This is a genomic window from Sulfitobacter sp. CW3 (genome assembly GCF_019392245.1).
GTDB lineage: Bacteria > Pseudomonadota > Alphaproteobacteria > Rhodobacterales > Rhodobacteraceae > Sulfitobacter.
Genome location: NZ_JAHXRL010000002.1, coordinates 484,022 through 504,949, shown reverse-complemented (window position 1 = coordinate 504,949; position 20,928 = coordinate 484,022). Strand labels below are relative to the sequence as shown.

Annotated in this window: 23 protein-coding genes; 14 read left to right on the top strand and 9 right to left on the bottom strand. The window is 56.2% G+C overall.

The window, feature by feature from the left end:
* Positions 1-38 precede the first annotated feature (38 nt).
* The 4 genes from KZZ06_RS05870 to KZZ06_RS05855 all read left to right on the top strand — a co-directional run bounded on the left by KZZ06_RS05870 (position 39) and on the right by KZZ06_RS05855 (position 3,174).
* Positions 39-830 carry an alpha/beta hydrolase gene (locus KZZ06_RS05870; protein ID WP_219579102.1) on the top strand — a complete coding sequence of 264 codons (792 nt, stop codon included), beginning with the start codon at positions 39-41 and terminating at the stop codon, positions 828-830.
* A 119-nt stretch (positions 831-949) separates the two neighbouring features.
* Positions 950-2,173, top strand: a complete 1,224-nt coding sequence (locus tag KZZ06_RS05865) for an aminopeptidase P family protein (protein WP_219579101.1) — start codon at positions 950-952, stop codon at positions 2,171-2,173.
* A 96-nt stretch (positions 2,174-2,269) separates the two neighbouring features.
* The gene (locus KZZ06_RS05860; protein WP_219579100.1) at positions 2,270-2,536 is read left to right on the top strand and encodes a hypothetical protein; all 267 of its coding nucleotides are present in this window, start codon (positions 2,270-2,272) and stop codon (positions 2,534-2,536) included.
* Positions 2,537-2,550: 14 nt separating this feature from the next.
* On the top strand, positions 2,551-3,174 hold the full coding sequence (locus KZZ06_RS05855; RefSeq protein ID WP_219579099.1) for a DUF1523 family protein: 624 nt from the start codon (positions 2,551-2,553) through the stop codon (positions 3,172-3,174).
* 88 nt (positions 3,175-3,262) lie between these two features.
* Here the strand turns inward: KZZ06_RS05855 and KZZ06_RS05850 are convergent, their stop codons facing one another.
* Together KZZ06_RS05850 and KZZ06_RS05845 are read right to left on the bottom strand one after the other, a co-directional pair.
* Positions 3,263-3,643 carry a histidine triad nucleotide-binding protein gene (locus KZZ06_RS05850; protein ID WP_219579098.1) on the bottom strand — a complete coding sequence of 127 codons (381 nt, stop codon included), beginning with the start codon at positions 3,641-3,643 and terminating at the stop codon, positions 3,263-3,265.
* A 9-nt stretch (positions 3,644-3,652) separates the two neighbouring features.
* Entirely contained in the window at positions 3,653-5,230 is a 1,578-nt protein-coding gene (locus tag KZZ06_RS05845) for a DUF5928 domain-containing protein (RefSeq protein ID WP_219579097.1), read from the bottom strand.
* A gap of 154 nt (positions 5,231-5,384) precedes the next feature.
* Here KZZ06_RS05845 and KZZ06_RS05840 point away from each other — a divergent pair, with 154 nt between their 5' ends.
* Positions 5,385-6,203 carry a sulfotransferase family protein gene (locus KZZ06_RS05840; RefSeq protein WP_219579096.1) on the top strand — a complete coding sequence of 273 codons (819 nt, stop codon included), beginning with the start codon at positions 5,385-5,387 and terminating at the stop codon, positions 6,201-6,203.
* A 59-nt stretch (positions 6,204-6,262) separates the two neighbouring features.
* Here KZZ06_RS05840 and KZZ06_RS05835 read toward each other — a convergent pair whose 3' ends face one another.
* A complete protein-coding gene (locus tag KZZ06_RS05835; protein ID WP_219579095.1) occupies positions 6,263-6,946 on the bottom strand; it encodes an SGNH/GDSL hydrolase family protein in 684 nt (227 codons plus the stop codon).
* A 149-nt stretch (positions 6,947-7,095) separates the two neighbouring features.
* Between KZZ06_RS05835 and smpB the strand changes: the two genes are divergently transcribed.
* The 4 genes from smpB to KZZ06_RS05815 all read left to right on the top strand — a co-directional run bounded on the left by smpB (position 7,096) and on the right by KZZ06_RS05815 (position 10,334).
* A complete protein-coding gene (gene smpB, locus KZZ06_RS05830; RefSeq protein ID WP_219579290.1) occupies positions 7,096-7,584 on the top strand; it encodes an SsrA-binding protein SmpB in 489 nt (162 codons plus the stop codon).
* Positions 7,577-8,221: a glutathione S-transferase family protein gene (locus tag KZZ06_RS05825; protein ID WP_219579094.1), complete on the top strand. Its 645-nt coding sequence runs from the start codon at positions 7,577-7,579 to the stop codon at positions 8,219-8,221. Before smpB ends, KZZ06_RS05825 begins: the two co-directional genes overlap by 8 nt.
* A gap of 74 nt (positions 8,222-8,295) precedes the next feature.
* Entirely contained in the window at positions 8,296-9,150 is an 855-nt protein-coding gene (sseA, locus tag KZZ06_RS05820; RefSeq protein ID WP_219579093.1) for a 3-mercaptopyruvate sulfurtransferase, read from the top strand.
* A complete protein-coding gene (locus KZZ06_RS05815) occupies positions 9,150-10,334 on the top strand; it encodes an amino acid aminotransferase (RefSeq protein WP_219579092.1) in 1,185 nt (394 codons plus the stop codon). Before sseA ends, KZZ06_RS05815 begins: the two co-directional genes overlap by 1 nt.
* 146 nt (positions 10,335-10,480) lie before the next feature.
* On the opposite strand, the gene KZZ06_RS05810 is transcribed toward KZZ06_RS05815, so the two are convergent.
* Together KZZ06_RS05810 and KZZ06_RS05805 are read right to left on the bottom strand one after the other, a co-directional pair.
* Positions 10,481-11,782, bottom strand: a complete 1,302-nt coding sequence (locus KZZ06_RS05810) for an ammonium transporter (protein WP_219579091.1) — start codon at positions 11,780-11,782, stop codon at positions 10,481-10,483.
* Positions 11,783-11,808: 26 nt separating this feature from the next.
* Positions 11,809-12,147 carry a P-II family nitrogen regulator gene (locus KZZ06_RS05805; RefSeq protein WP_005851080.1) on the bottom strand — a complete coding sequence of 113 codons (339 nt, stop codon included), beginning with the start codon at positions 12,145-12,147 and terminating at the stop codon, positions 11,809-11,811.
* Between the two features lie 254 nt (positions 12,148-12,401).
* Here KZZ06_RS05805 and KZZ06_RS05800 point away from each other — a divergent pair, with 254 nt between their 5' ends.
* Positions 12,402-14,582, top strand: a complete 2,181-nt coding sequence (locus tag KZZ06_RS05800) for a transglycosylase domain-containing protein (protein WP_219579090.1) — start codon at positions 12,402-12,404, stop codon at positions 14,580-14,582.
* Between the two features lie 110 nt (positions 14,583-14,692).
* On the opposite strand, the gene KZZ06_RS05795 is transcribed toward KZZ06_RS05800, so the two are convergent.
* The 4 genes from KZZ06_RS05795 to KZZ06_RS05780 form a co-directional block, all read right to left on the bottom strand.
* The gene (locus KZZ06_RS05795; protein WP_219579089.1) at positions 14,693-15,547 is read right to left on the bottom strand and encodes a YdiY family protein; all 855 of its coding nucleotides are present in this window, start codon (positions 15,545-15,547) and stop codon (positions 14,693-14,695) included.
* A 167-nt stretch (positions 15,548-15,714) separates the two neighbouring features.
* Complete coding sequence (locus tag KZZ06_RS05790; protein ID WP_219579088.1) at positions 15,715-16,602, bottom strand: LysR family transcriptional regulator; 888 nt, start codon at positions 16,600-16,602, stop codon at positions 15,715-15,717.
* 38 nt (positions 16,603-16,640) lie between these two features.
* Positions 16,641-17,243: a phospholipid-binding protein MlaC gene (locus KZZ06_RS05785; RefSeq protein ID WP_219579087.1), complete on the bottom strand. Its 603-nt coding sequence runs from the start codon at positions 17,241-17,243 to the stop codon at positions 16,641-16,643.
* Positions 17,224-17,970: a VacJ family lipoprotein gene (locus KZZ06_RS05780; protein WP_308340004.1), complete on the bottom strand. Its 747-nt coding sequence runs from the start codon at positions 17,968-17,970 to the stop codon at positions 17,224-17,226. The genes KZZ06_RS05785 and KZZ06_RS05780 overlap by 20 nt, the downstream gene beginning before the upstream one ends.
* A gap of 190 nt (positions 17,971-18,160) precedes the next feature.
* Between KZZ06_RS05780 and KZZ06_RS05775 the strand changes: the two genes are divergently transcribed.
* The 4 genes from KZZ06_RS05775 to KZZ06_RS05760 are packed head-to-tail and all read left to right on the top strand — an operon-like array spanning position 18,161 to position 20,914.
* A complete protein-coding gene (locus KZZ06_RS05775) occupies positions 18,161-18,619 on the top strand; it encodes a RidA family protein (RefSeq protein ID WP_219579086.1) in 459 nt (152 codons plus the stop codon).
* Positions 18,616-19,377, top strand: coding sequence for a glycerophosphodiester phosphodiesterase family protein (locus KZZ06_RS05770; RefSeq protein WP_219579085.1), 762 nt, complete (start codon positions 18,616-18,618; stop codon positions 19,375-19,377). Before KZZ06_RS05775 ends, KZZ06_RS05770 begins: the two co-directional genes overlap by 4 nt.
* A gap of 50 nt (positions 19,378-19,427) precedes the next feature.
* On the top strand, positions 19,428-20,615 hold the full coding sequence (locus tag KZZ06_RS05765; protein ID WP_219579084.1) for a GNAT family N-acetyltransferase: 1,188 nt from the start codon (positions 19,428-19,430) through the stop codon (positions 20,613-20,615).
* The gene (locus tag KZZ06_RS05760; RefSeq protein ID WP_219579083.1) at positions 20,612-20,914 is read left to right on the top strand and encodes a 4a-hydroxytetrahydrobiopterin dehydratase; all 303 of its coding nucleotides are present in this window, start codon (positions 20,612-20,614) and stop codon (positions 20,912-20,914) included. Before KZZ06_RS05765 ends, KZZ06_RS05760 begins: the two co-directional genes overlap by 4 nt.
* Positions 20,915-20,928: the final 14 nt, after the last annotated feature.

The window sequence follows — 20,928 nt, the reverse complement described above, 5'->3', positions numbered from 1 at the left end:
TAGTTCCAGTTTGTTTCGGAGCGTTAAGGGAGACCCAAATGCAGTTAGATGATGCCTATGCCAATGCCGCTTATATCGAGGGTGCAGAAGACTATCCGCCCCGCTGGCAAAAGGCGGCAGCAGCGTTCCGTAAACAGTTAGGGTTCCGGGCGCAAAAGAACATTTCCTACGGTCCGACCGACCGCGAAGTATACGATTTTTTCGAACCCGAAGGGGTTTCACGCGGCACAGTCGTCTTTGTGCACGGCGGATATTGGAAAGCCTTTGCGCCTTCGGACTGGTCGCATCTGGCAGCGGGCGCGTTGGCGCGCGGCTATGCGGTTGCCATGATCGGCTATGACTTGTGCCCCGATGTGCGCATCAGCCAGATCACAGCGCAAGTTGCCAAAGGGCTGGCAGATGTTGCCAAGCGGACCCAAGGCGCGATTTCATTGGCAGGCCATTCTGCCGGCGGGCAGCTGGTTGCCCGCATGACCGATCCGTTGATCTTGCCCGGTGACGTGCGTGAACGGATTGCAAATATCGTGACTATTTCGCCCGTGGCCGATCTGGTCCCGCTTTTGCAGACCTCGATGAACGAGATTTTGCAGCTGGACGAGGCCGAGGCAACAGCCGAAAGCCCCGTTAACATGACGCCACCCCATGGGGTGAATGTTACGATCTGGGTCGGTGCCGATGAACGCCCCGCCTTTATCGAACAGGCAGAACAACTGTCGCGCGTTTGGGGGGCCAAGTTGACGGCCGTCGAGGGGCGTCATCATTTCGATATCATTGACCTGCTCGAAGATCCCGAAAGCGATATGATGAAAGCACTGCTTGGCATCAAGTGACCCCTTGATCGGTGTGCGGAAATCGGCGAAAGGATGCATGGGCTAGGGCGATGGCGTCGTCCTGAAACGAGGCCCTTGCGTCCTGCACGCCGGGACCTTTCTGAAAAGGAGGGTCTGATATGACCAACCCAACTAAAGTTCTACGCCCTGATATGTACCGCTTTCACAATGGCGAGAAATCTCCGTTGCCATTCGACGCTGCCGAATACGAGGCGCGTCTGGAAGAATTGCGCGAACGGATGGAAAGCGCGGGTACGACCGCCGCTGTTTTCACGTCGATGCACAATATCGCCTATTATTCGGGGTTTTTGTACTGCGCCTTTGGCCGGCCCTACGGGTTGGTTGTGACGGAAACCGAATGCGTGACCATTTCGGCAGGTATCGACGCGGGCCAGCCGTGGCGCCGCAGCTTTGCCGATAACATCACCTATACCGATTGGCAGCGCGACAATTACTGGCGGGCTGTTGCCTCTGTTACCGGTAAGGGCGGCGTGATCGGCTACGAGGGTGACCACCTGACGCTGATGCAACGCGACAAGCTTGAGGATTTCCTTGAGCCGGTCGTTATGGTTGATCTGTTCGAAACCACAATGCGCCAGCGGATGCATAAATCAGAGGCCGAGATCGCCCTGATCCGTCAGGCGGCACAGGTGGCCGATGTGGGCGGCTATGCCATTCGCGACGCGGTCAAGGTCGGCGCGCGCGAAATCGATATCGCCATAGCGGGCCGTGACGCGATGGAGCATGAGATCGCCAAACACTTTCCCGATGCCGAATATCGCGACACATGGGTTTGGTTCCAGTCGGGCCTCAACACCGACGGCGCGCATAACCCCGTGACCGCGCGCCAGCTGGAACGCGGTGATATCCTGTCGCTGAACACGTTCCCGATGATCTCGGCCTATTACACCGCGCTGGAACGCACGATGTTCGCAGGCGAGGTGGACGCGGCCAGCCTGAAGATATGGGAGGCCAACGTTGCCGCCCATGAATACGGGATGAGCCTGCTGAAGCCGGGGTCGAGCTGTGCCGACATCACCCACAAGATCAACGCGTTCTTCGAAGAGCGTGATCTGCTGCAACACCGTACATTCGGCTACGGCCATTCGTTCGGGGTGCTGTCGCATTACTATGGTCGCGAGGCAGGGCTGGAACTGCGCGAGGACATCGACACGGTTCTTGAGCCCGGCATGGTCATCTCGATGGAACCGATGCTGACTGTCGGCGCAGATAAACCGGGGGCCGGAGGATATCGCGAGCATGATATCTTGATGATTACGGAAGACGGCAACGACAATATCACCGGCTATCCTTATGGGCCGGAATTTAACGTGGTAGGGTAAGACCTATGCCTCAGGCCCTATCGGTGTTGGGTATCCGCCAATGTCGATGGGGCCGCGTGGGGCGAAAATGCTGCCAGGACAAAAGGACATCTAACCATGCTTGCATTCTTTCAACTGATTGTGGTCGGTTTTGTTGTCTTAACCATTATCTATGTGGGCCTGTCGATGTATTCCCGCCGTGTCCGGCGTGGCAAACTGCACGTGAAATGGCGGAAAGGTCCACGGCTTGTGGATTTGGACAGTTTCGTGCAACGAGGGCTTAAGAGATATGACAGTTCGATCCGTCGTAAATTGATCTGGGGTGTCTATATTGTACCGGTGGGGCTGGTTATCCTGATCATCTATCTCACCAACTTTAGCTAGGGGAAGTCGCCGCTATGAATATCATCAAGTGGGTGTTCTGGATCACCATCTGGACGATTGTCGCCGCGTTTTTTCATTATACGCTGCCGCAAGTTGATATTGTCCGGATCACCGACACCTATGAAAAACGTGTCGATTTTGGTGATAATTCAATCTTTTGGTCCAATGCCGATGTGGGCAACAACAACAGCTTGGGCAACCGTGATGTGTTCTTTATCCAGACCCGCCGCGCCAAAGGCGATGTGATGGTGTACCGCAACGAAGATACCGGCTGGGGATGGCCACCCTATTTCAAATTTGACACGACCAATTTGCAGGCCGAAGCATCGGACCTTCGATCCGCGTCGGGCACCCCGCAGTATGTGGCGCTAAAGCATTACGGCTGGCGGAACGAATTTTTGTCGATCTTCCCCAATGCGATTTCGGTGCGGCCTGTTGCAGGGCCGGATGTGTCAAAGGGCATCCCGTTTTTGAACATCATTATCCTGACGCTGTTTGCCGCGTTGATCTATGCGATCTGGGTGCGCTGGCGCAGGTTCAGAGAGAAACGGATTGATCCGACCCTAGAGCGGATCGAGGATGATTTTGCTGAGCAGCAAGGACGATTTTCCCGCTGGATAGCAAGCTGGAAAAAATAACTGTTATCGCGCGTTTCGGGCGGGAGAGGGGGCCAGCCCCCGCCCTTCGGGCACCCCCGGGATATTTCTGAGCCAGAGAAGCCGGGGGTCAGTGTTCGCGGGCAACCATGCGGCCCATGGGGCGACCGCCCAGAATGTGGACGTGCAAATGCGGGACCTCTTGAACACCATCGGCACCGGCGTTTGAGATCATCCGGAAGCCGTCGCCATCCTCGAGCGTCACGCCTTCGGATTTACAAACCTCGGAAATTGCGCGGATGTATCCGACAATCTCGGCGTCTGAGGCTTGGGCCGCGAAGTGGTCAAAGCTGACATAGGGACCTTTGGGGATCACCAGCACGTGGGTCGGGGCCTGTGGCTGGATATCGCGAAACGCTAGCGCGTGTTCGGATTCAAAAACGGTATCGTTGGGGATTTCACCGCGCAGGATTTTGGCAAAGATGTTTTGATCGTCGTAGGCGTAGGCCATGGGGTGTCCTTAGTCTGAAAAAAGGTAATGCATTTTAGCGATATCAAGCGCTTTTTCGGGGGGTATCTGAAGGAAAGCAGACAAGACATCGGCATTTTCTTTGGGCGACGCATTTTCCCGCATCCGGGCATAATTCTCGAATTGAGAGTCGCGGATACGGTCGGAATCAAATGTCATGTCGTTGCGGATCGTCGGCAAGAGCCGGCCCAGGGTTTCAGCAGATGTGCGTTCGCCAGCAAGACCGACCCGCACTGCATGACCGGCCAGATATTCATCCGAGAACTGGCATTCGATTTCCAAGATGCGGGTGATCGACCGGTCAGAGGCAAAATCATTCAGCAGCTCAATATTGCCCGGGTCCATACAGACAATCAGCCTGTCTGTTTCATAGTAATCAAACAGCATGCGCATCAAAGCCCGCCGGTGGCGTGTGCGTTTTTCAAGGGTGTTCTGAATGCCGCCAAGATCGGGCAGGGGCGTGTCTTCCTCGTTAAAAAGATATTCGATCGACGGCAGGTTTGTTGTCTGGCGAATGCGGTCAAGAACACGTTTGGCAACGTGCCATTTCTTGCAAACGACGATCAGCAGTTCGCGCTCGCGGCCCAGCGTGCTTTCGGTTTCCCAAAAACGGGTGGCAAAGCGACGTCCGATCCGGCCCCGCCCGCTGAGGAAATTGAACAGGCTGCGGCCTTCGTTGCTGATCTGGAATTCGACACCTTGCGCTGTGTAGAGCAGGCCAAGGCGGCGCTTGAGGTCCGCAGCCTCGCTACTAATCTTACGCGCAAACAGGTAGTCCTGGGCCACCAGCAAGTCGTAGTGATCATTATAGAATGTCAGCGGCATGCCATAATCGGTGAACATCAGGAACGTCAGCGTGCGTGCGCGAATTTCATCTCCTGGGATGACATGGCGCACGATCGTTTGGAAAAATGTCTCGTCCGGGATCCAGGTGGTTCGAAAGAACCGCATGACATCTTTGCGGTGCTTGGTGAAATCCAGAACCTTTTCGATGGTTTGGCGGCGCAGACACCACCACTGGCTGCCGATCTGCACCTGTAAATCGGCGGGGATTTCCCGGGTCAGCCCCAGACGTTTTTGCAGTCCGTACATCCAGTAAAAACGTTTCTTTTGGGTGCGTTCGTTGAACCAGTGCCGATAGATCAGCCGCTCTTCCTGCCAGCCGGTTTTGATCCAGCCGCTTTCAAAATAATCAAAGCTTTCGATGAAATCAAAGTCGTTATCATTCAGATAGTTGTGGGTATATTCCGCCGGCTTGATCGCCATGCAATCACCTGACAACATATAGAAATGCGTCGCACGCGGAAACGCATCAACCGCGCTTTCGACGGCGTTCAAGGTGGCCTGAACCAGCGACCATTCCCCCCAGCCGCAGCGAATGCGCTTGCGCGTAAAAACCACGTTTGGATTGCTGCAAAGCGCCCTTGTGATTTGCGCAAATTCGGCCGAGCTGGCTGAGGCGTCAAAATGGATCGACATATAATCACCGGACGACGTCAGCCGTTCCGCCTGCTTAATAATCGCAGTCGGGTCCTTGTGACATAGTAAGATATAGGCGATTCTTGCCATGAGTGACGCAGCTGCCCTTTTGTATCGCTCAGAAGGTAAGATAAAGATGATCAGCGATTGAATAAACCGCGAATATTTGCTTTTTTCTAACGCGGGCCACTCTCTTGCCATAAACTGCGGAAATTGTGACCAAAAATAAGAGGGCGGGGCGAAAATGGGTTTTCCAGGAACTTGGATGACGGAAAGTGAAAGCGTTGTGTACCGCGTGGTGCCCAAATGCGCGTGCTCGACCATCGGGCAGATCATGTACTATTCGGATCATGGTCAGTTTTTCGATGGCGATATTCACGATGCCAAATCCGGTATGCACAAATGGGCGATGGATGAATCGCAAGAGCCTATTAGCCGAAATGTGCAGGCGCACGGCTCCTATGCGTTTACCTGTGTCAGGAACCCCTACACCCGCATCCTCAGCTCGTTCTTTGACAAAATTTGCGGCATCCAGCGCAATGGCAAGCGGTATCGCGGCAACCTTGTTCCGCTTTTGGTGCAGAAATACGGTATCGAAGTCGGCGGCATCGACGGCAAACAAGAGTTCGATCAAATCGCCAGCTTTCGCCGCTTTTTGCTGTTTGCGCGTGACACCATTCGGTGGCGTCGTCCGATGGACCCTGACATTCATTGGTCCGCCCAATCAGGACATGTCAGCACGTTCATCGTAAACGGCGGCACCTATGACAAGATCGTCTGGACCGAGCGATTTAACGATGGCATGCAAGATGTGCTGGACGCGATCGAGACACGGCACCCCGTCGCGTTAGCCGATATCCCGCGGTTTAACGAATCCGAAGGGCACGGGCCCAAGCGGGCGCACCCCGTTGAGGATTATTTTGACGATCTATCGATGCATCTGGTGCGCGAAATCTACAAACGTGATTTCGAGCTGTTCAAATATGATATGGATAATCCAGCCAACAAGATGCCCGTTTCTGAGATTGATCTGAAAGAGGTTCACGCGAAACTGGGCGAGTAAGGCGGTGTGATTTGCACCCCCCGTGACCCATTTTGTGCCACATGACTGTTGGTGTGACTTCAGCGACTTTTCAAAACTTTAGCGATGCGTGCAGCTGCGGCGCGGCTGCCCTTGATTGAAGGATGGATCATATCGGCGGCATGAAATGATTTGTCCCCCGTCGGCACCATGTCGGCCAGCGATACAAAGATCACCCCTTGGTCACGCTTTGCCATAATCGCGATCCGCGCCTCCAGCGTGTCTCCTTCGGCTTTGCAATGCTCGATTGGGGACCACATGCCGGGGCTGCGCAAATAGCCGACATAGGCGACCTTGGCCCCTGAACGCCGGGCTTTGGCCACCAGTGTCGGGATTTCCCCGTCTGTGCCGTCTGCGCTGATCAGCTGGTTCATCCGGCGCTCGCATTTGCTGCACCCACACCCCATCCACAGATCATTGCCGCCGCCATTGATGACCACCCAATCCCAAGGGCCGTCGCGATATTGTTTGGAAATGTTTAACCCAAGCGCACCGGTGACAGGCAGGAAATAGCGGTATCGCGCCCCTGTGATTGCACGGCTTTTGACATAGGCCCCTAACGTCTTTTCCAGATGATTTGGCACAGCTTGCTTGGATTGAGCGTGGGATGTCATAAACGAATCGCCCAAAACCAAAATGCGCAGCGGGTCTTTTGCGTGGCTTGCAGCCGCCGAACATAACACCAAAAGGACAGCGGCGATAATCTGGGCGGTATAATAGCGCATCTAGGGTTCCCTTTGTTAACTCGAGCGAAATCCGGCACAGGTTGAGTTGCGTTCGTGGCGCGCGCAGAAGCGCTGCGGATATGATGCACAATCTCAAACGATGCGCGGCCCATCTTGCGCAGGCGGTCGCTGCGTCCTACATCAACGGCATGTCACAGGTAAAATCATCATCCAAATCGGACCCAAATTACAAGGTCATTGCTGAAAACCGCCGCGCGCGGTTTGACTATGCCATCGATGATGACGTCGAATGCGGCATTATCCTTGAAGGGTCCGAGGTGAAATCCCTACGCAATGGCGGGGCCAATATCGCAGAAAGCTATGCCACGGTTGAGGATGGTGAACTGTGGCTCGTGAATTCATATGTGGCACCCTATAGCCAAGCCAAAACCTTCAGCCACGAAGAGCGCCGCCGCCGCAAACTGCTGGTGTCGAAAAAGCAATTGTCCAACCTATGGAATGAAACGCAACGCAAGGGGATGACCCTTGTGCCGATGGTGATGTATTTCAACCACCGTGGCATGGCCAAGATCAAGATCGGCATCGCCAAGGGTAAGAAACTGCACGACAAACGCGAGACAGAGGCCAAGCGCGATTGGTCGCGTCAAAAGCAGCGCCTGCTGAAAGACCATGGCTGAGGGGCTGACCCTCATCGGTTACCGCTATAGCGTTTACACCCGCATCGTGCGCGCCGCCCTGATCGAGATGGGGCTGGAAGCAACCTATCACGAGCTGAACCCCTTTGCCGCCACGCCCGACCCTCTGTTGTCAGAGCATACTCCGTTTGGCCGGGTGCCTGTGTTGCGGGATAAAGATTTCACGCTGACCGAAACCAGCGCCATTTTGCGATACCTTGATGCGATCGGACCGGGCCTGTCTTTGGTCCCGACGGTCCCGCATCAGATGGCGCGGATGGCCCAGGTGGTCGCGATCACTGATTTCTATGGCTACGTGCCTTTGGTGCGGCAGGTTTTCGCGAACGCGGTCTTTGCGCCAATGATGGATGAACCGTTGGATCAGTCGGCCTTGTCCGAGGGTCTGATAAATGCCCGCCCTGTGTTGCAAAGCCTGAATGCCATCGCAGCCGAAGGGCACCAGTTGAACGGGATCGACGTTACTCTGGCAGATCTACATCTGGCACCGATGATGGCCTATTTTACGATGGCACAGCAGGGTGCCGCGATGCTTGCCGCGTTCCCGGACCTTCAGCGATGGTGGCAAGGTGTCGCAGACCGCCCCAGCCTGCTGCAAACCGACCCTTTTGCAGGCCGCTAGGCCAGCCGCACCCTTGCCTGCCCCCGCCTGCACGGTTAGGCATAGCAAAACCTGTTCTCAAAGGGGGCTGACCCATGTCCGACGATCCGAAAACACTTGTTTCAACCGACTGGCTGGCACAACACATCAAAGATCCCGACCTGCGTTTGTTGGATGCCTCGTGGTATCTGCCCGACATGGGGCGCGATCCAAAGGCCGAGTATGACGCGGCCCATATCCCCGGCGCGCGTTTCTTTGACATAGACGAGATTTCGGATGCGCGGTCTGACTTGCCTCACATGGCCCCCCCGGCGGAAAAATTCATGTCGCGCATGCGTGCGATGGGTGTCGGCGACGGCCATCAGGTTGTTGTCTATGACGGCGCGGGCCTGATGTCTGCGGCCCGGGTCTGGTGGCTGTTCAAACTGATGGGCCAAGACAATGTCGCGGTGCTGGATGGCGGTATGCCCAAATGGGTCGCCGAAGGCCGCAAGACCGAAGACATGCCCCCGATCCCCCGCGACCGCCACATGACGGTGCGCTTTCAAAACCAATTGGTCCGCGATGTGACGCAAGTGGCCCAAGCGTCCAAGCTTAAGGATCCGCAGATCGTTGATGCCCGTGCCGCGGGCCGCTTCCGTGGCGATGATCCCGAACCCCGCGAGGGCTTGCGCCCTGGCCACATCCCCGGCTCTCGCAATCTGCCCTATACCGATCTGTTGAATGCAGACAAAACCATGAAATCCGTCGACGCGATGAAAGCCGCCTTCGAGGCCGCAGGCGTTGATTTGTCACGCGCCGTAATCACCAGCTGCGGATCAGGCATTACAGCGGCAGTTCTGGGACTGGCACTGGAACGGATGGGCCACAAAAGCTGGTCTTTATATGATGGATCTTGGGCCGAATGGGGGATGTTCCCCACAGTGCCCGTTGCGACCGGAGACGCATAATGTTCGAAAACCTGCAGGCGCAGCCCGCCGACAAAATCCTTGCTCTTATGCAGATGTACAAGGACGACCCGCGCGACACCAAGATCGACCTTGGCGTGGGTGTCTACAAAGATGCGACAGGGCTGACGCCGGTCATGCGGGCGGTCAAATCTGCCGAACACCAGATCTGGGAAAGCCAAGACAGCAAAAGCTATACCGGTCTGACCGGCGATGCTGCCTTTGGCGACGCGATGGTCAAACTGGTTCTGGGCGATGCAGTGCCCCGCGCCAATATCGCTGCCGCCGCAACACCCGGTGGCACAGGTGCCATCCGTCAAGCGTTTGAACTGATCCAGATGGCACGCCCCGATGCGCGGGTGTTCGTGTCGGATCCGACCTGGCCAAACCACCTGTCGATCCTGAAATATCTTGGCATGACAGTGGTGCCCTACCGCTATTTCGATAATGAAACCCGTGGCGTTGATTTCGACGGTATGTTGGCCGACCTCAAGACCGCCCAAAAGGGCGATGTGATCTTGCTGCACGGCTGCTGCCACAACCCGACAGGCGCAAACCTGAACGCCACGCAATGGGATGCCGTGATCAAGGTCCTGCAAGACACGGGCGCAACCCCGATGATCGACATTGCGTACCAAGGCTTTGGCGATGGTCTGGACGCAGACGCAGCAGCAACCCGCAAGGTCGCAGCAGCTGTGCCCGAATGCCTGATCGCAGCCAGCTGTTCCAAAAACTTTGGCATCTACCGCGAACGCACCGGCATTTTGATGGCGGTCTCCTCGGATGCATCGGCGCAGAAGCTGAACCAGGGCACGCTGGCCTTCCTGAACCGTCAGAACTTCAGCTTCCCGCCCGACCACGGTGCGCGGATCGTGACCATGATCCTCAACGACGACGCCCTGCGCGCTGATTGGATGGCCGAGCTTGAGGACATCCGCAACACCATGCTTGGGCTGCGCAGCCAGCTCTCAGGTGAATTGCAGCGGCTCTCAGGGTCTGACCGCTTCGGTTTCCTTGCCGAACACCGCGGCATGTTCTCGCGCCTCGGCACGACCCCGGAAATGGTCGAGAAACTCCGCGCTGATCACGGCATCTACATGGTCGGCGACAGCCGTATGAACATCGCAGGCCTGAATGCCCAAACCGTCCCGATCCTCGCCAAGGCGATCATTGACGTAGGGATCTAAGCGCCTCTTTCCGCTTCACCCTTTCTTAAATACTCAATAGCGCCGTGCTGTCCCCCAGCACGGCGCTATTTTTTATCACCCTACACCCCAAAGAAAAACCCGGACGCGAACGCCCGGGTTTCTAACTTGCCTAAAGGGTCGGCGTTTTAGCTCTTCGAGAACTCGGGATATGCTTCCATACCCAGTTCCGATACGTCGAGACCGACAATCTCGGCTTCTTCGCTGACACGGATGCCCATGGTGACCTTAAGGATCAGCCAGACAACCAGCGACACGATAAAGACGAATGCACCGATGGACGCAAAGCCGATGATCTGTGTCACAAAGGATGTACCTTCGGTGTAGACCGGAACAACCAATGTGCCCCAGAAACCGGCGATCAAGTGTACGGGGATCGCACCAACAACGTCGTCGATCTTGAGCTTGTCCAGGAATGGAACCGCGAAGACAACGATCACACCACCCACTGCACCGATCCAAAGGGCACCAAACAATGTCGGGTCAAGCGGACCCGCAGTGATGGACACCAGACCCGCCAGCGCACCGTTCAGCAGCATGGTAAGGTCGATCTTTTTGTACAGGATCTGCGTCAGGATCATCGCCGCAACAGCACCGGCAGCAGCCGCCATGTTGGTGTTGGCAAAGATTTGCGCAACAGCGTCAGCGTCGATCATCGACCCCATGGCCAACTGCGAACCACCGTTGAAGCCGAACCAACCCAGCCACAGGATGAACGTACCCAGCGTGGCAAGCGGCAGGTTCGAACCCTGCATTGGGATCACACGGCCGTCTTTGTACTTGCCGATACGTGGCCCAAGGATGATGGCACCTGCAAGGGCTGCAAAACCACCAGCTGCGTGCACCAATGTGGAACCAGCAAAGTCAGAGAAACCTGCGTCAGACAACCAGCCTGCGCCCCACTGCCAGCTTGCTTCGATCGGGTAGATAAAGCCGGTCAATACGATCGTGAAGATCAAGAAGGGCCACAGTTTGATGCGCTCGGCCAATGTGCCCGAAACGATGGAAGCTGTGGTGGCGCAGAACATCAACTGGAAAAAGAAGTCGGACGCGTTGGAATAGCCGCCTGCGTCGATGGATGTCTTGATGTCTTTGGTGCCAAAGGTGCCAAATACGCCTTGCATGATCCAGGCGTCGCCCGGGTACATGATGTTATAGCCAACCAGCCAATACATGATGGCGGCCAGCGAAAACAGCGCGATGTTCTTGGTCAGCTGTGTTGTCACGTTCTTGGAGCGAACAAGCCCGGCTTCGAGCATGGCAAAACCAGCGGCCATCCAGAAAACCAAGAAGCCACCGATCAAGAACAGCAGTGTGTTAAAGATGAATGCAGTCTCGGACGCGCTTGCAAACTCGGCGTCCTGTGCAAAGCCCAATGTCGGCAACAGCGCGGCTGTTGCGGCCATGGGAAGGAGAATTCGTAATTTCATTTCGTCATTTCCTCAAGCTTTAAGGGTCAAATGGCGTCTTCGCCGGTTTCACCGGTGCGCACACGCACGGCCTGCTCGACATCGAGCACAAAGATTTTGCCGTCACCGATTTTGCCGGTGTGGGCGGTGCGGGTGATGGTTTCGACCATCTGGTCGGCCAGCGCGTCGGCGACGACCAGTTCAAGTTTTACCTTGGGTACGAAATTCACGACGTATTCAGCGCCGCGATAGATTTCTGTGTGGCCAGACTGGGCACCAAAGCCCTTGATTTCCGTTACCATCAACCCACGTACGCCTGCTTCGGTCAGCGCTTCGCGGACCTCTTCAAGCTTGAAAGGCTTAATTGTTGCTATGATGAGTTTCACCTAAAGTCCCTCTTCTAGAATGCAGGTTCTTCCTGCGTGATGCCTGAGAAGAAAAGCGGGACTCTGGTTGGATATGATAGGCAAAAGGGCGCGCATTGGCCTATTTGACGGGCGCATGTGGTTAAAAAATGTGCGAAAAGGTAATTGTGATTAAAAAATGTGCGAAAAATAGACGCCCGCAAACAACCTCTACGCTAAACAATCATTGGCATGCAGGATAGAGTGGCGAAAAAGAACGGTCGAGCGAGCAGTAAATGAGTGATTCATCCAAGCGGAAGCGGCCAATGGTCGCCGACAAGCGATATAGCGGCAAGGCGGCGGCGTCGGCCAAAAAGAAGCCTGTTAAAAAGGCACCTGCAAAACGCAAGCCGGTCAAACGCCGTGGCGGTATCCTTGGCTTTTTCAGCGCTGTGATCCGCTGGATCCTGAACCTGATTTGGAAGATCGTCTCGCGGGTGACGCTTGTTACTGTGCTTTTGCTGGCCTGTGCTGTCGGTTATTTTTATACCACTCTACCGCCACTTGATGCGCTGCTGGATGGCCGTGCGCGTGGATCAGTCACCATGTTGGACCGCAATGGCGATGTCTTTGCATGGCGTGGGGATCAGTTCGGCGGCGTTGTGAACGCGTCAAACGTGTCGCCACATCTAAAGAATGCGGTCATCGCCACAGAAGACAAACGGTTCTACCGTCATTTTGGTGTGTCTCCGCGCGGGATCGCATCTGCCGTGCGCATCAACCTGTCCGAAGGGCGCGGCCCGCTGTCGGGTCACGGCGGGTCAACGATCACCCAACAGGTTGCTAAACTGCTGTGTCTGGGCGAACCCTTCGATCCGTCCACAGGTCAGACGGAAAAGGAATACGAGGCCGAGTGCCGCCGTTCATCGCTAAGCCGCAAGGCCAAGGAAGCGCTGTTTTCTATGGCGATGGAAGTGAAATATTCCAAGGATGATATCCTGTCGATCTATCTGAACCGTGCCTATATGGGCGGCGGTGCATTCGGTGCCGAAGCCGCCGCGCAACGTTTTTTCGGCAAGCCCGCAACGGCGCTGCGGCCCGCCGAAGGTGCGATGTTGGCAGGGCTGCTGACAGCGCCCACAACATTGTCGCCCACAAACAATCTGGACCGCTCGCAAAGCCGAGCCGCGACCGTTGTGCGTCTGATGGAGGATCAGGGGTATCTAACCCAAGCCGAGGCGGACGACGCGATTGCACATCCCGCCGAGTTATCTGAGGCAGCCGAAGCCCAAGCCGGGGGGTATTTCGCGGATTGGGTCATGTCGTCTGGGCCTGAATTCTTTACCCGCAACACGACCGAAGACGTGATCATCAAGACGACGCTGGACCAGCGCATTCAAAAGGCCGCCGAAGCGGGGGTGAGTTGGGTATTCGAGAACAAGGTGCGTGAAGGATCCAAGGCACAGGCCGCCGTTGTTGTGATGTCAGCCGATGGCGCTGTGCGCGCGATGGTTGGGGGCCGCAAAACCAAGGTTGCCGGTGCCTTTAACCGCGCGACCCAAGCGATGCGCCAGACGGGTTCATCGTTCAAACCGTTCATCTATGCAGCGGCCCTTGATCTGGGGTATTCCCCAAACGATCTGATCGAGGATGCGCCCTATTGCCTGAACATTCCGGGATCGGGTCAATGGTGCCCAAAAAACTACACTAAAGAGTTCAAAGGTCAGGTGTCACTGACGACGGCGTTAAAGGAATCGCTGAATATTCCGGCGGTCAAAGTCTCGGAAAGTGTGGGCCGTGATGTGGTCGGCCAGGTTGCAACCCAGTTTGGCATTCAAAGCGATCTGGCCGTCGGACCCGCGCTGGCGCTTGGCGCATCAGAAAGCACCCTGCTCGAGATGACGGGCGCGTATGCGGGGATCCTGAACGGCGGATCATCCGTGAAACCCTATGGGTTGATTGATCTCAAACTGTTGGGCGATAGTGAGCCTTTGATGGGCACAGGCGGTGGTATTGGCGAACGGGTGATCCAAGAGGACGCCGCCCTTCAGCTGGTCTATATGATGGAGAAAGTCGTGTCGGAAGGCACCGGCAGGCGGGCGCAGTTCGGTGGGCGTGAACTGGCGGGCAAGACCGGCACAACACAAGCCAACCGCGATGCGTGGTTCATCGGATTCTCTGCCGATTATGTGGCCGGTGTGTGGATGGGGTATGACGACAACACACCCCTGACCGGCGTGTCTGGCGGGGGGCTGCCGACCGAAATCTGGAAAGAAGTGATGGAGCGGGTGCACGAGGGGCTGCCCGTAAGGCCGTTGCCGATGATCATACCTGCCCCGGTCGTGGTCGAGGCCCCAGTGCCTGTTCCGGCAGCACCGCAGCCTCAAAACCCGCTTAGCCTAATTGATCAGGTCCTGCGCGATATCTTTGGTGGCGGATCATCCGGCGGGGGCAATGTGCAAGACGGTAACCGTTAAGCCGTACCCAGAACGTGAAAAAGGGAGACGGGGTAAACCCTGTCTCCCTTTTCTGTCTGGCCCGGACGGTCCGAGGTAACAAACCCGCCCGAGCCAAATGACAGTCTGCTTTAGAAGCCGAGAACCAAGGACACACCCAGGGTGTTGTCTGTGGATTTCAGGCCTGCCGCAGGATCGGTGTTATAGTCGGTGCGGTAGCTAAGGCGTGTCGACAGGTTGTCAGACATTTTGTAGTTGATGCCCGCATCGTTCGACAGAACTGTGTTTACCTTGGAGCTGACAACGTCTGTGTCCATGGTGAACGACATTGTGTCGTTGAAAGCATAGAAGTAACGCGAAGATGCGATTGCACCGACTTCGGTTTCAGATGTGCCAGTCACGTCCTTGTAGTAGCGAACGCCGGGGCCCGCTTGGACGCGCCATGTGTGACCTTTTGTGTTGATCGCACGGTAGCCAGGACCAAAGCCCAAGAACGCATCGGTTTCCGAACCAGGAATCTGCGCGCCTGTGTTGTCGGTCAGGTAGCCATCGTATTGGTAACGGGCCAGACCAAAGGCATACAGTTGATCAGAGAAATAGCGGCTACCTTCGTAGGTACCAAAGAATTTCTCTTCGCTTTTCTGGCCATTGGCTTCGCCGTATTCGATCGCAAAACCAACCAGGTGGTTCCAGCTGCCGATACCATAGGTCAGACGGCCAGCGCCCGAAACTTCGCCATCGTCAGTGTTGCCGCTTGTGCCCGATGCGGACAAAGCGAACGAACCGCGCCAGCCTTGGACTACGCCATTCGGGCCGTAACGCTCTGCGTCATCGCCGCGTGCCAGATCTGTTTCGACGTCATCTGTGATGTCATCAATCTGGTCGTTCAGTGTCTCAATGCCCAAAGCGCGTTGCTGAGCGAAAACTGGGGCGGCAGCCATCAGTGCGATTACGGAAACCGCCGAAATCTTAAAGAAGTTATTCATTGGGGAATCCTTTCCCTTAGAAGTGACCCGACCCGGGAGGGGGTCAGGAGCATCTCTGCTGAGAATGGGTTTAAGAGAGGGGGTCACATAAGTGAAATTCGAATTAGTCATGCATAAAGCGATAATTACTTGTTTGTAATCCCGATGACATGACCAGTTCGCGGGTTTTAGCTGTGGGGAATATTCTCGATCAGCGTATCTTGTTCATTTTCAGCGGCTTGGGCGACGTCAATCAGGGTGCGTCGTGCAACTGATATCAATTCGGGGTCCAAGTCCTCGCGCCAGACAACCCAAACAGGATAGGAAAACTGTGGCGCATCCGCAACAAGGTGCAATCTTCCTGTGTCGATATACCGTTGCGCGGACCGTGCAGGCAGATAGGCGGCGGCGCGTCGGTTCACGATATAGTCGCCGGCCAATCCGCCAAGCGCCAGCGCACGGCCCGCATTCGTGAGCTGAGGTAAGGCAGTCGCGTGCATGTGCGTGAATTCGGAACCCCAATCGACAAAGACATATTCCGACCCGATCTCGTCGAGGGTTGTCTCAAACGAAGATACAAGCACCAGCTCTTCTGCCAGCACGGGTTCTACCAGCAAACCGGGGCGTAGTTGCGGGGTATAAAGCAGGGCCGCTTGGATAACCCCTTCGACCAGAAACCGGGTCAGCCTGTCAGTCATGCCCATTTCCGCCCGCACACTTAGATCGGGCAGGGCCGTTTGCATCGCATCAATCCAGCGAAACCCCAACCGATGCCAAAGCGAATATTGCGCCCCCAGCGAAAGACTGCGGCTGTACCCCTCGGGGATCGCAATCTGTTGGCGGGCCTCTTCCCATATCTTAAGCAGGCTCAAGGCATAAGGAACGAATTGTTCCCCTTCGGACGTCAGCAATGCGCCGGATTTGGACCGCTTGAACAGGGCATGGCCCAAGCTGTCTTCTAGCCGCTGAACGCGCAGGCTAACGGCTGATTGCGTGACAAACAGCTTGTCCGACGCCGCCACAAAAGAGCCGGAGTTGGCGACTTCGATAAAGGTTTTGATCAGGGTAATATCCATGCCGCTACCATGATAGCGACAAGGCGCGATGCCAAGGGTTAACGCGCGACTTTCAGGTCAAGCGTTGCGGTATCCAGATCCCCGCCGCGCTGGTCCAGCATCGATCCAATCTCGCTCCGTTCCGTCAGCAGCAGGTTCACGCCCTCAAGGAACATGTTGAAGAACTGAAGCTCGCCGGATTTGTCAGACACAAGAAAGATCACATCAATCGGGCTTTCGCCCCGCAAATAGGCAGTGGTCTTGATCTCGTAGCCGGGTTTGATCTTGCGGGCGCTTTCGACTTCGATCCGGCCCCCGATAAATTCGCCAAAGCGCGCGCCGTACTTCTTGGCGATGTAGCCGGAAAAGGCATCGGAAAATGCCGCCTTTTGCGCGGGGCTGGCACTGCGCCCGTCAACACCAAGCGCGTATTGTGCCATGATATCGATATCGGCATAGCGCCCGAACAACGCCTCGAATTGCGGTATCATGTCGGCTTCGGGAACGCCGCTGTCGATCACGCGGTAGATGTCGGCAATGAGCCGCGTGATAAATGCAGTTGCGTCATCCGCAGTCATGGCGACTGCGGGCCGGGCGACAGCGATCGAACAGACGCCGCCTATAAAGGCGCGTCTGCCCAGCTTAGTTTGCGTATGGGTCATCATAAGTCGCCATTGTGCCAGTGCGGCTGGAAAGTTCATAGCGGCGCTTTTGCAGATAGATCAGGCGGGCCTGCGCATAGCTGTCTGTGCTGCCATCCAGAACGTCGCTGATCATATCGCTGCGTCGACTGTTCTTGAGTACGCGGTCGGTCAGCTTTGCGGCAGTCCCGACATATTTCTCGGGGCTTTCCAGCGCGTAGGACAGCGGATTGGTAAACAAGTCAACCACGCGTCCTGCAACCTCACGGCCAGTCGACGGCCCAATAATTGGCAGTTCGTAATAGGCACCTTCGCCCACACCCCAAACATACAGGGTCTCGCCAAAATCGGTGTCATGCTCTGGCACTTTGAATTCGCTGGCGGCGTCAACCATACCAGCAAAGCCAAGGACCGAGTTGATTGCAAACCGCGATGTCGCCAGTCCAAAGCCTTGGATGTCGCCCTGAAGGAACGAATTCACGGCCACTTGCGGCATCGACATGTTTTCCGCGACGTTATGGATAATCGTCTGGAATTCTACCGGCACAGCCTTGGCCAGCCCGCCACCATTGCCGGAACCGGCGATTTTCTTGTTAAAGGCATGCACCTTGCGGTTGTTTTGCTCGTGCGGGTCATTGATGCCTGTCGGCTCAACGCGCGGGGCACCGCTACACGCGGCAAGGCCCGTCACGAGGACAAGCATTGTCAGGTTACGCAGTGTTTTCGCTGAACGAAAAGTATTGATCACGATAGCCCCCTTGGCCGCGGTAATATTTTGCACGTTATGGGGGCACTACATGTAATTGGCAACATATCTTTAGATGATCAATTCCGCCCTAAAATACAGTGGGTTTTACTGCGTTGATGCCCCCTTTCCGTTTGGCCATCGCAGCGTTAACGTGTCACCCAAACATATCTGATTTCAAAGGAAGAAACCCATGAGCATCACCAAACGTCTCAGCGATCTAGGTGTCACACTGCCAGACGCGCCAGCCCCTGCGGCCAACTATGTTCCTTTCGTAAAGACGGGAAACATCGTGTATGTTTCAGGCCAGATTTCGAATGGTCCTGACGGGCTGATTCTAGGTAAGCTGGGCGATACAATGGATGTTGACGCCGGTGCGGCTGCGGCGAAAACCTGTGCGATCAGCCTTTTGGCGCAGGTCAAAGCCGCCTGTGATGGCGATATCGAGCGTCTTGTGCGTGTGGTGAAACTAACCGGTTTTGTGAACTCTACCGCCGATTTCACCGATCAGCCCAAGGTCATCAACGGCGCGTCTGATTTCTTGGTCGAGGCACTTGGTGATGCAGGGCGGCACGCACGCTCGGCGGTATCTGCGGCGTCCTTGCCATTGGGTGTCGCTGTCGAAATCGAAGGCATCTTCGAAATCGCATGACCTTTCCTACTGCCCTTGTAAAAGCCCCTTTTGCCCATCGGGGCTTTCATGATCTGAACGCGGGACGGCCTGAAAACAGCCCGGCCGCGTTCAGCGCTGCAATAGAACGCGGCTATGGTATCGAACTGGATGTCCAGCTCAGCTCGGACGGGCAGGCGATGGTTTTCCATGACTATGCGCTGGATCGCCTGACAGCAGAGGCGGGCCCGATACAGCAACGCACCGCTGCCGAGCTGGCACAGATCACGCTAAAGGGCGGCACCGATACGGTACAAACCTTGCCTGAAATCCTGACGCTCATCGGCGGGCGCGTCCCGCTGCTGGTCGAGATCAAGGACCAAGATGGCGCGATGGGCAACAACATCGGTCCACTTGAAACGATGACAGCCCAAGCTTTGCAGGGCTATGGTGGCGACGTCGCGGTGATGTCGTTCAATCCGAATACCGTGGCCATGATGGCGCAGCTAGCACCAACGTTGCCGCGCGGGATCGTGACCAGTGCCTATCGCTATGCCGATTGGCCGCTATCAAGGGCGACCTGCGATCACCTGCGCGAGATACCCGATTACGACCGGTCTGCTGCCTGTTTCATCAGTCACGAGGTCGACGACCTGTCGCGCGCCCGTGTGGCCGATCTGCGCAAGGCGGGCACGATGGTGTGCTGTTGGACGGTTCGAAGCGCCGAAATCGAAGCGACGGCGCGGCAATATGCCGACAATATCACGTTCGAGGGCTACGACGCTTTGCCAGCCGCTTGAACCTGCGCGCTTTGACCACAGATACAACCCATGGCAACCGGGGCACCCGCATGAGCGCGCAAGAAGTCGAAATACGAATATTCCCCAAGATTGCCGACATTGGTCAGGCCGAATGGGATGCCTGCGCATGTCCCGAAGCCACATCAGGCGCGCGGCCAACTGATCCGTTCACCACCTATCGTTTCCTGTCCGCGATGGAGGACAGCGGCAGCGTTGGCCCCGGCACCGGTTGGCAGCCGCAATATCTGACCGCGTCAATTGGCGGGCAGGTCATCGGGGTCGCGCCGATGTATGCGAAATCCCACAGTCAGGGCGAATATATCTTTGACCACAACTGGGCGCACGCGTTGGAGCGCGCAGGCGGGCGGTATTATCCGAAATTGCAAATTGCAGTGCCGCACACCCCTGCCACTGGCCGCCGTTTTCTAACCCGACCCGGGTTCGAGGACGCAGGCATGGCCGCACTGATCCAAGGGGCCGTGCAACTGACTGACAACAACGGGCTGTCGTCATTACACATCACCTTTTGCACCGAGGCCGAGGCGATGGCGGCAGAAGAATTGGGGCTGATGGCGCGCAAAAGCCAGCAGTTCCACTGGCAAAACCATGGCTATACCGATTTCGATGGCTTTCTCGCCACGCTCAGCTCGCGCAAGCGCAAAAACATTCGCAAAGAACGCCTGCAAGCGCAGGATTTTGGCGGAACGATTGAAACCTTTACCGGCGATCAGATCCAGCCTGAACACTGGGATGCATTCTGGGAGTTCTACCAAGACACCGGCGCGCGCAAATGGGGCACGCCCTATCTGACGCGGAAGTTTTTTGATATCGCCCAAGAAACCCTGCGCGATGATATGGTGTTGGTATTGGCACGCCGTGATGGGCGGTGGGTCGCCGGTGCGCTGAACTTTGTCGGCGCTGATGCGTTATACGGGCGGTACTGGGGGTGCAGCGAGCACCATCCGTTCCTGCATTTCGAATTGTGCTATTATCGCGCAATCGACATCGCAATCGACATGAAGCTGGCAAGCGTAGAGGCAGGAGCCCAAGGCGAACACAAACTGGCGCGCGGCTATCTTCCCACCGCAACATGGTCGCTGCACTGGCTGCGCGACGAGGGGTTTGCCCGCGCGGTGGGTGACTATCTGCAACAGGAACGTGCTGCCGTTGATCAAGAAATCGAAATACTGACAGATTATGGCCCGTTCAAGCGGGTCGATATTGAGGAACAACAATGAGCGAAAAATTAAGCGAAGAGACCCGGAAAACCGTCCTTGCCCCTTTGTTTGCAACAGGTTGGGAAATGGTCGAGGACCGTGATGCGATTGTTAAGACGTTCAAGTTTAACGATTTTGCAGACGCATTTGGCTGGATGACCCGCGCGGCCATCTGGGCTGAAAAATGGAACCATCATCCGGAATGGGAAAATGTGTATAGCAAGGTGATCGTGACGCTGACGACCCATGATTGCGATGGTCTAAGCGCGCTGGATGCCAAGCTGGCGCGTAAGATGGATGGTTTGTTCGGCGCAGCCTAACAAAGCGACGGCCA

Bases quoted from the DNA above. Each gene is read 5' to 3' on its own strand.
- KZZ06_RS05825 (WP_219579094.1), top strand. From the start codon at position 7,577: ATGGCTGAGGGGCTGACCCTCATCGGTTACCGCTATAGCGTTTACACC.
- KZZ06_RS05850 (WP_219579098.1), bottom strand. From the start codon at position 3,643: ATGGCCTACGCCTACGACGATCAAAACATCTTTGCCAAAATCCTGCGC.
- KZZ06_RS05765 (WP_219579084.1), top strand. From the start codon at position 19,428: ATGAGCGCGCAAGAAGTCGAAATACGAATATTCCCCAAGATTGCCGAC.
- smpB (WP_219579290.1), top strand. From the start codon at position 7,096: ATGTCACAGGTAAAATCATCATCCAAATCGGACCCAAATTACAAGGTC.
- KZZ06_RS05845 (WP_219579097.1), bottom strand. From the start codon at position 5,230: ATGGCAAGAATCGCCTATATCTTACTATGTCACAAGGACCCGACTGCG.
- KZZ06_RS05800 (WP_219579090.1), top strand. From the start codon at position 12,402: ATGAGTGATTCATCCAAGCGGAAGCGGCCAATGGTCGCCGACAAGCGA.
- KZZ06_RS05760 (WP_219579083.1), top strand. From the start codon at position 20,612: ATGAGCGAAAAATTAAGCGAAGAGACCCGGAAAACCGTCCTTGCCCCT.
- sseA (WP_219579093.1), top strand. From the start codon at position 8,296: ATGTCCGACGATCCGAAAACACTTGTTTCAACCGACTGGCTGGCACAA.
- KZZ06_RS05870 (WP_219579102.1), top strand. From the start codon at position 39: ATGCAGTTAGATGATGCCTATGCCAATGCCGCTTATATCGAGGGTGCA.
- KZZ06_RS05795 (WP_219579089.1), bottom strand. From the start codon at position 15,547: ATGAATAACTTCTTTAAGATTTCGGCGGTTTCCGTAATCGCACTGATG.
- KZZ06_RS05860 (WP_219579100.1), top strand. From the start codon at position 2,270: ATGCTTGCATTCTTTCAACTGATTGTGGTCGGTTTTGTTGTCTTAACC.
- KZZ06_RS05810 (WP_219579091.1), bottom strand. From the start codon at position 11,782: ATGAAATTACGAATTCTCCTTCCCATGGCCGCAACAGCCGCGCTGTTG.
- KZZ06_RS05790 (WP_219579088.1), bottom strand. From the start codon at position 16,602: ATGGATATTACCCTGATCAAAACCTTTATCGAAGTCGCCAACTCCGGC.
- KZZ06_RS05775 (WP_219579086.1), top strand. From the start codon at position 18,161: ATGAGCATCACCAAACGTCTCAGCGATCTAGGTGTCACACTGCCAGAC.
- KZZ06_RS05815 (WP_219579092.1), top strand. From the start codon at position 9,150: ATGTTCGAAAACCTGCAGGCGCAGCCCGCCGACAAAATCCTTGCTCTT.
- KZZ06_RS05865 (WP_219579101.1), top strand. From the start codon at position 950: ATGACCAACCCAACTAAAGTTCTACGCCCTGATATGTACCGCTTTCAC.
- KZZ06_RS05835 (WP_219579095.1), bottom strand. From the start codon at position 6,946: ATGCGCTATTATACCGCCCAGATTATCGCCGCTGTCCTTTTGGTGTTA.
- KZZ06_RS05785 (WP_219579087.1), bottom strand. From the start codon at position 17,243: ATGACCCATACGCAAACTAAGCTGGGCAGACGCGCCTTTATAGGCGGC.
- KZZ06_RS05770 (WP_219579085.1), top strand. From the start codon at position 18,616: ATGACCTTTCCTACTGCCCTTGTAAAAGCCCCTTTTGCCCATCGGGGC.
- KZZ06_RS05855 (WP_219579099.1), top strand. From the start codon at position 2,551: ATGAATATCATCAAGTGGGTGTTCTGGATCACCATCTGGACGATTGTC.
- KZZ06_RS05840 (WP_219579096.1), top strand. From the start codon at position 5,385: ATGGGTTTTCCAGGAACTTGGATGACGGAAAGTGAAAGCGTTGTGTAC.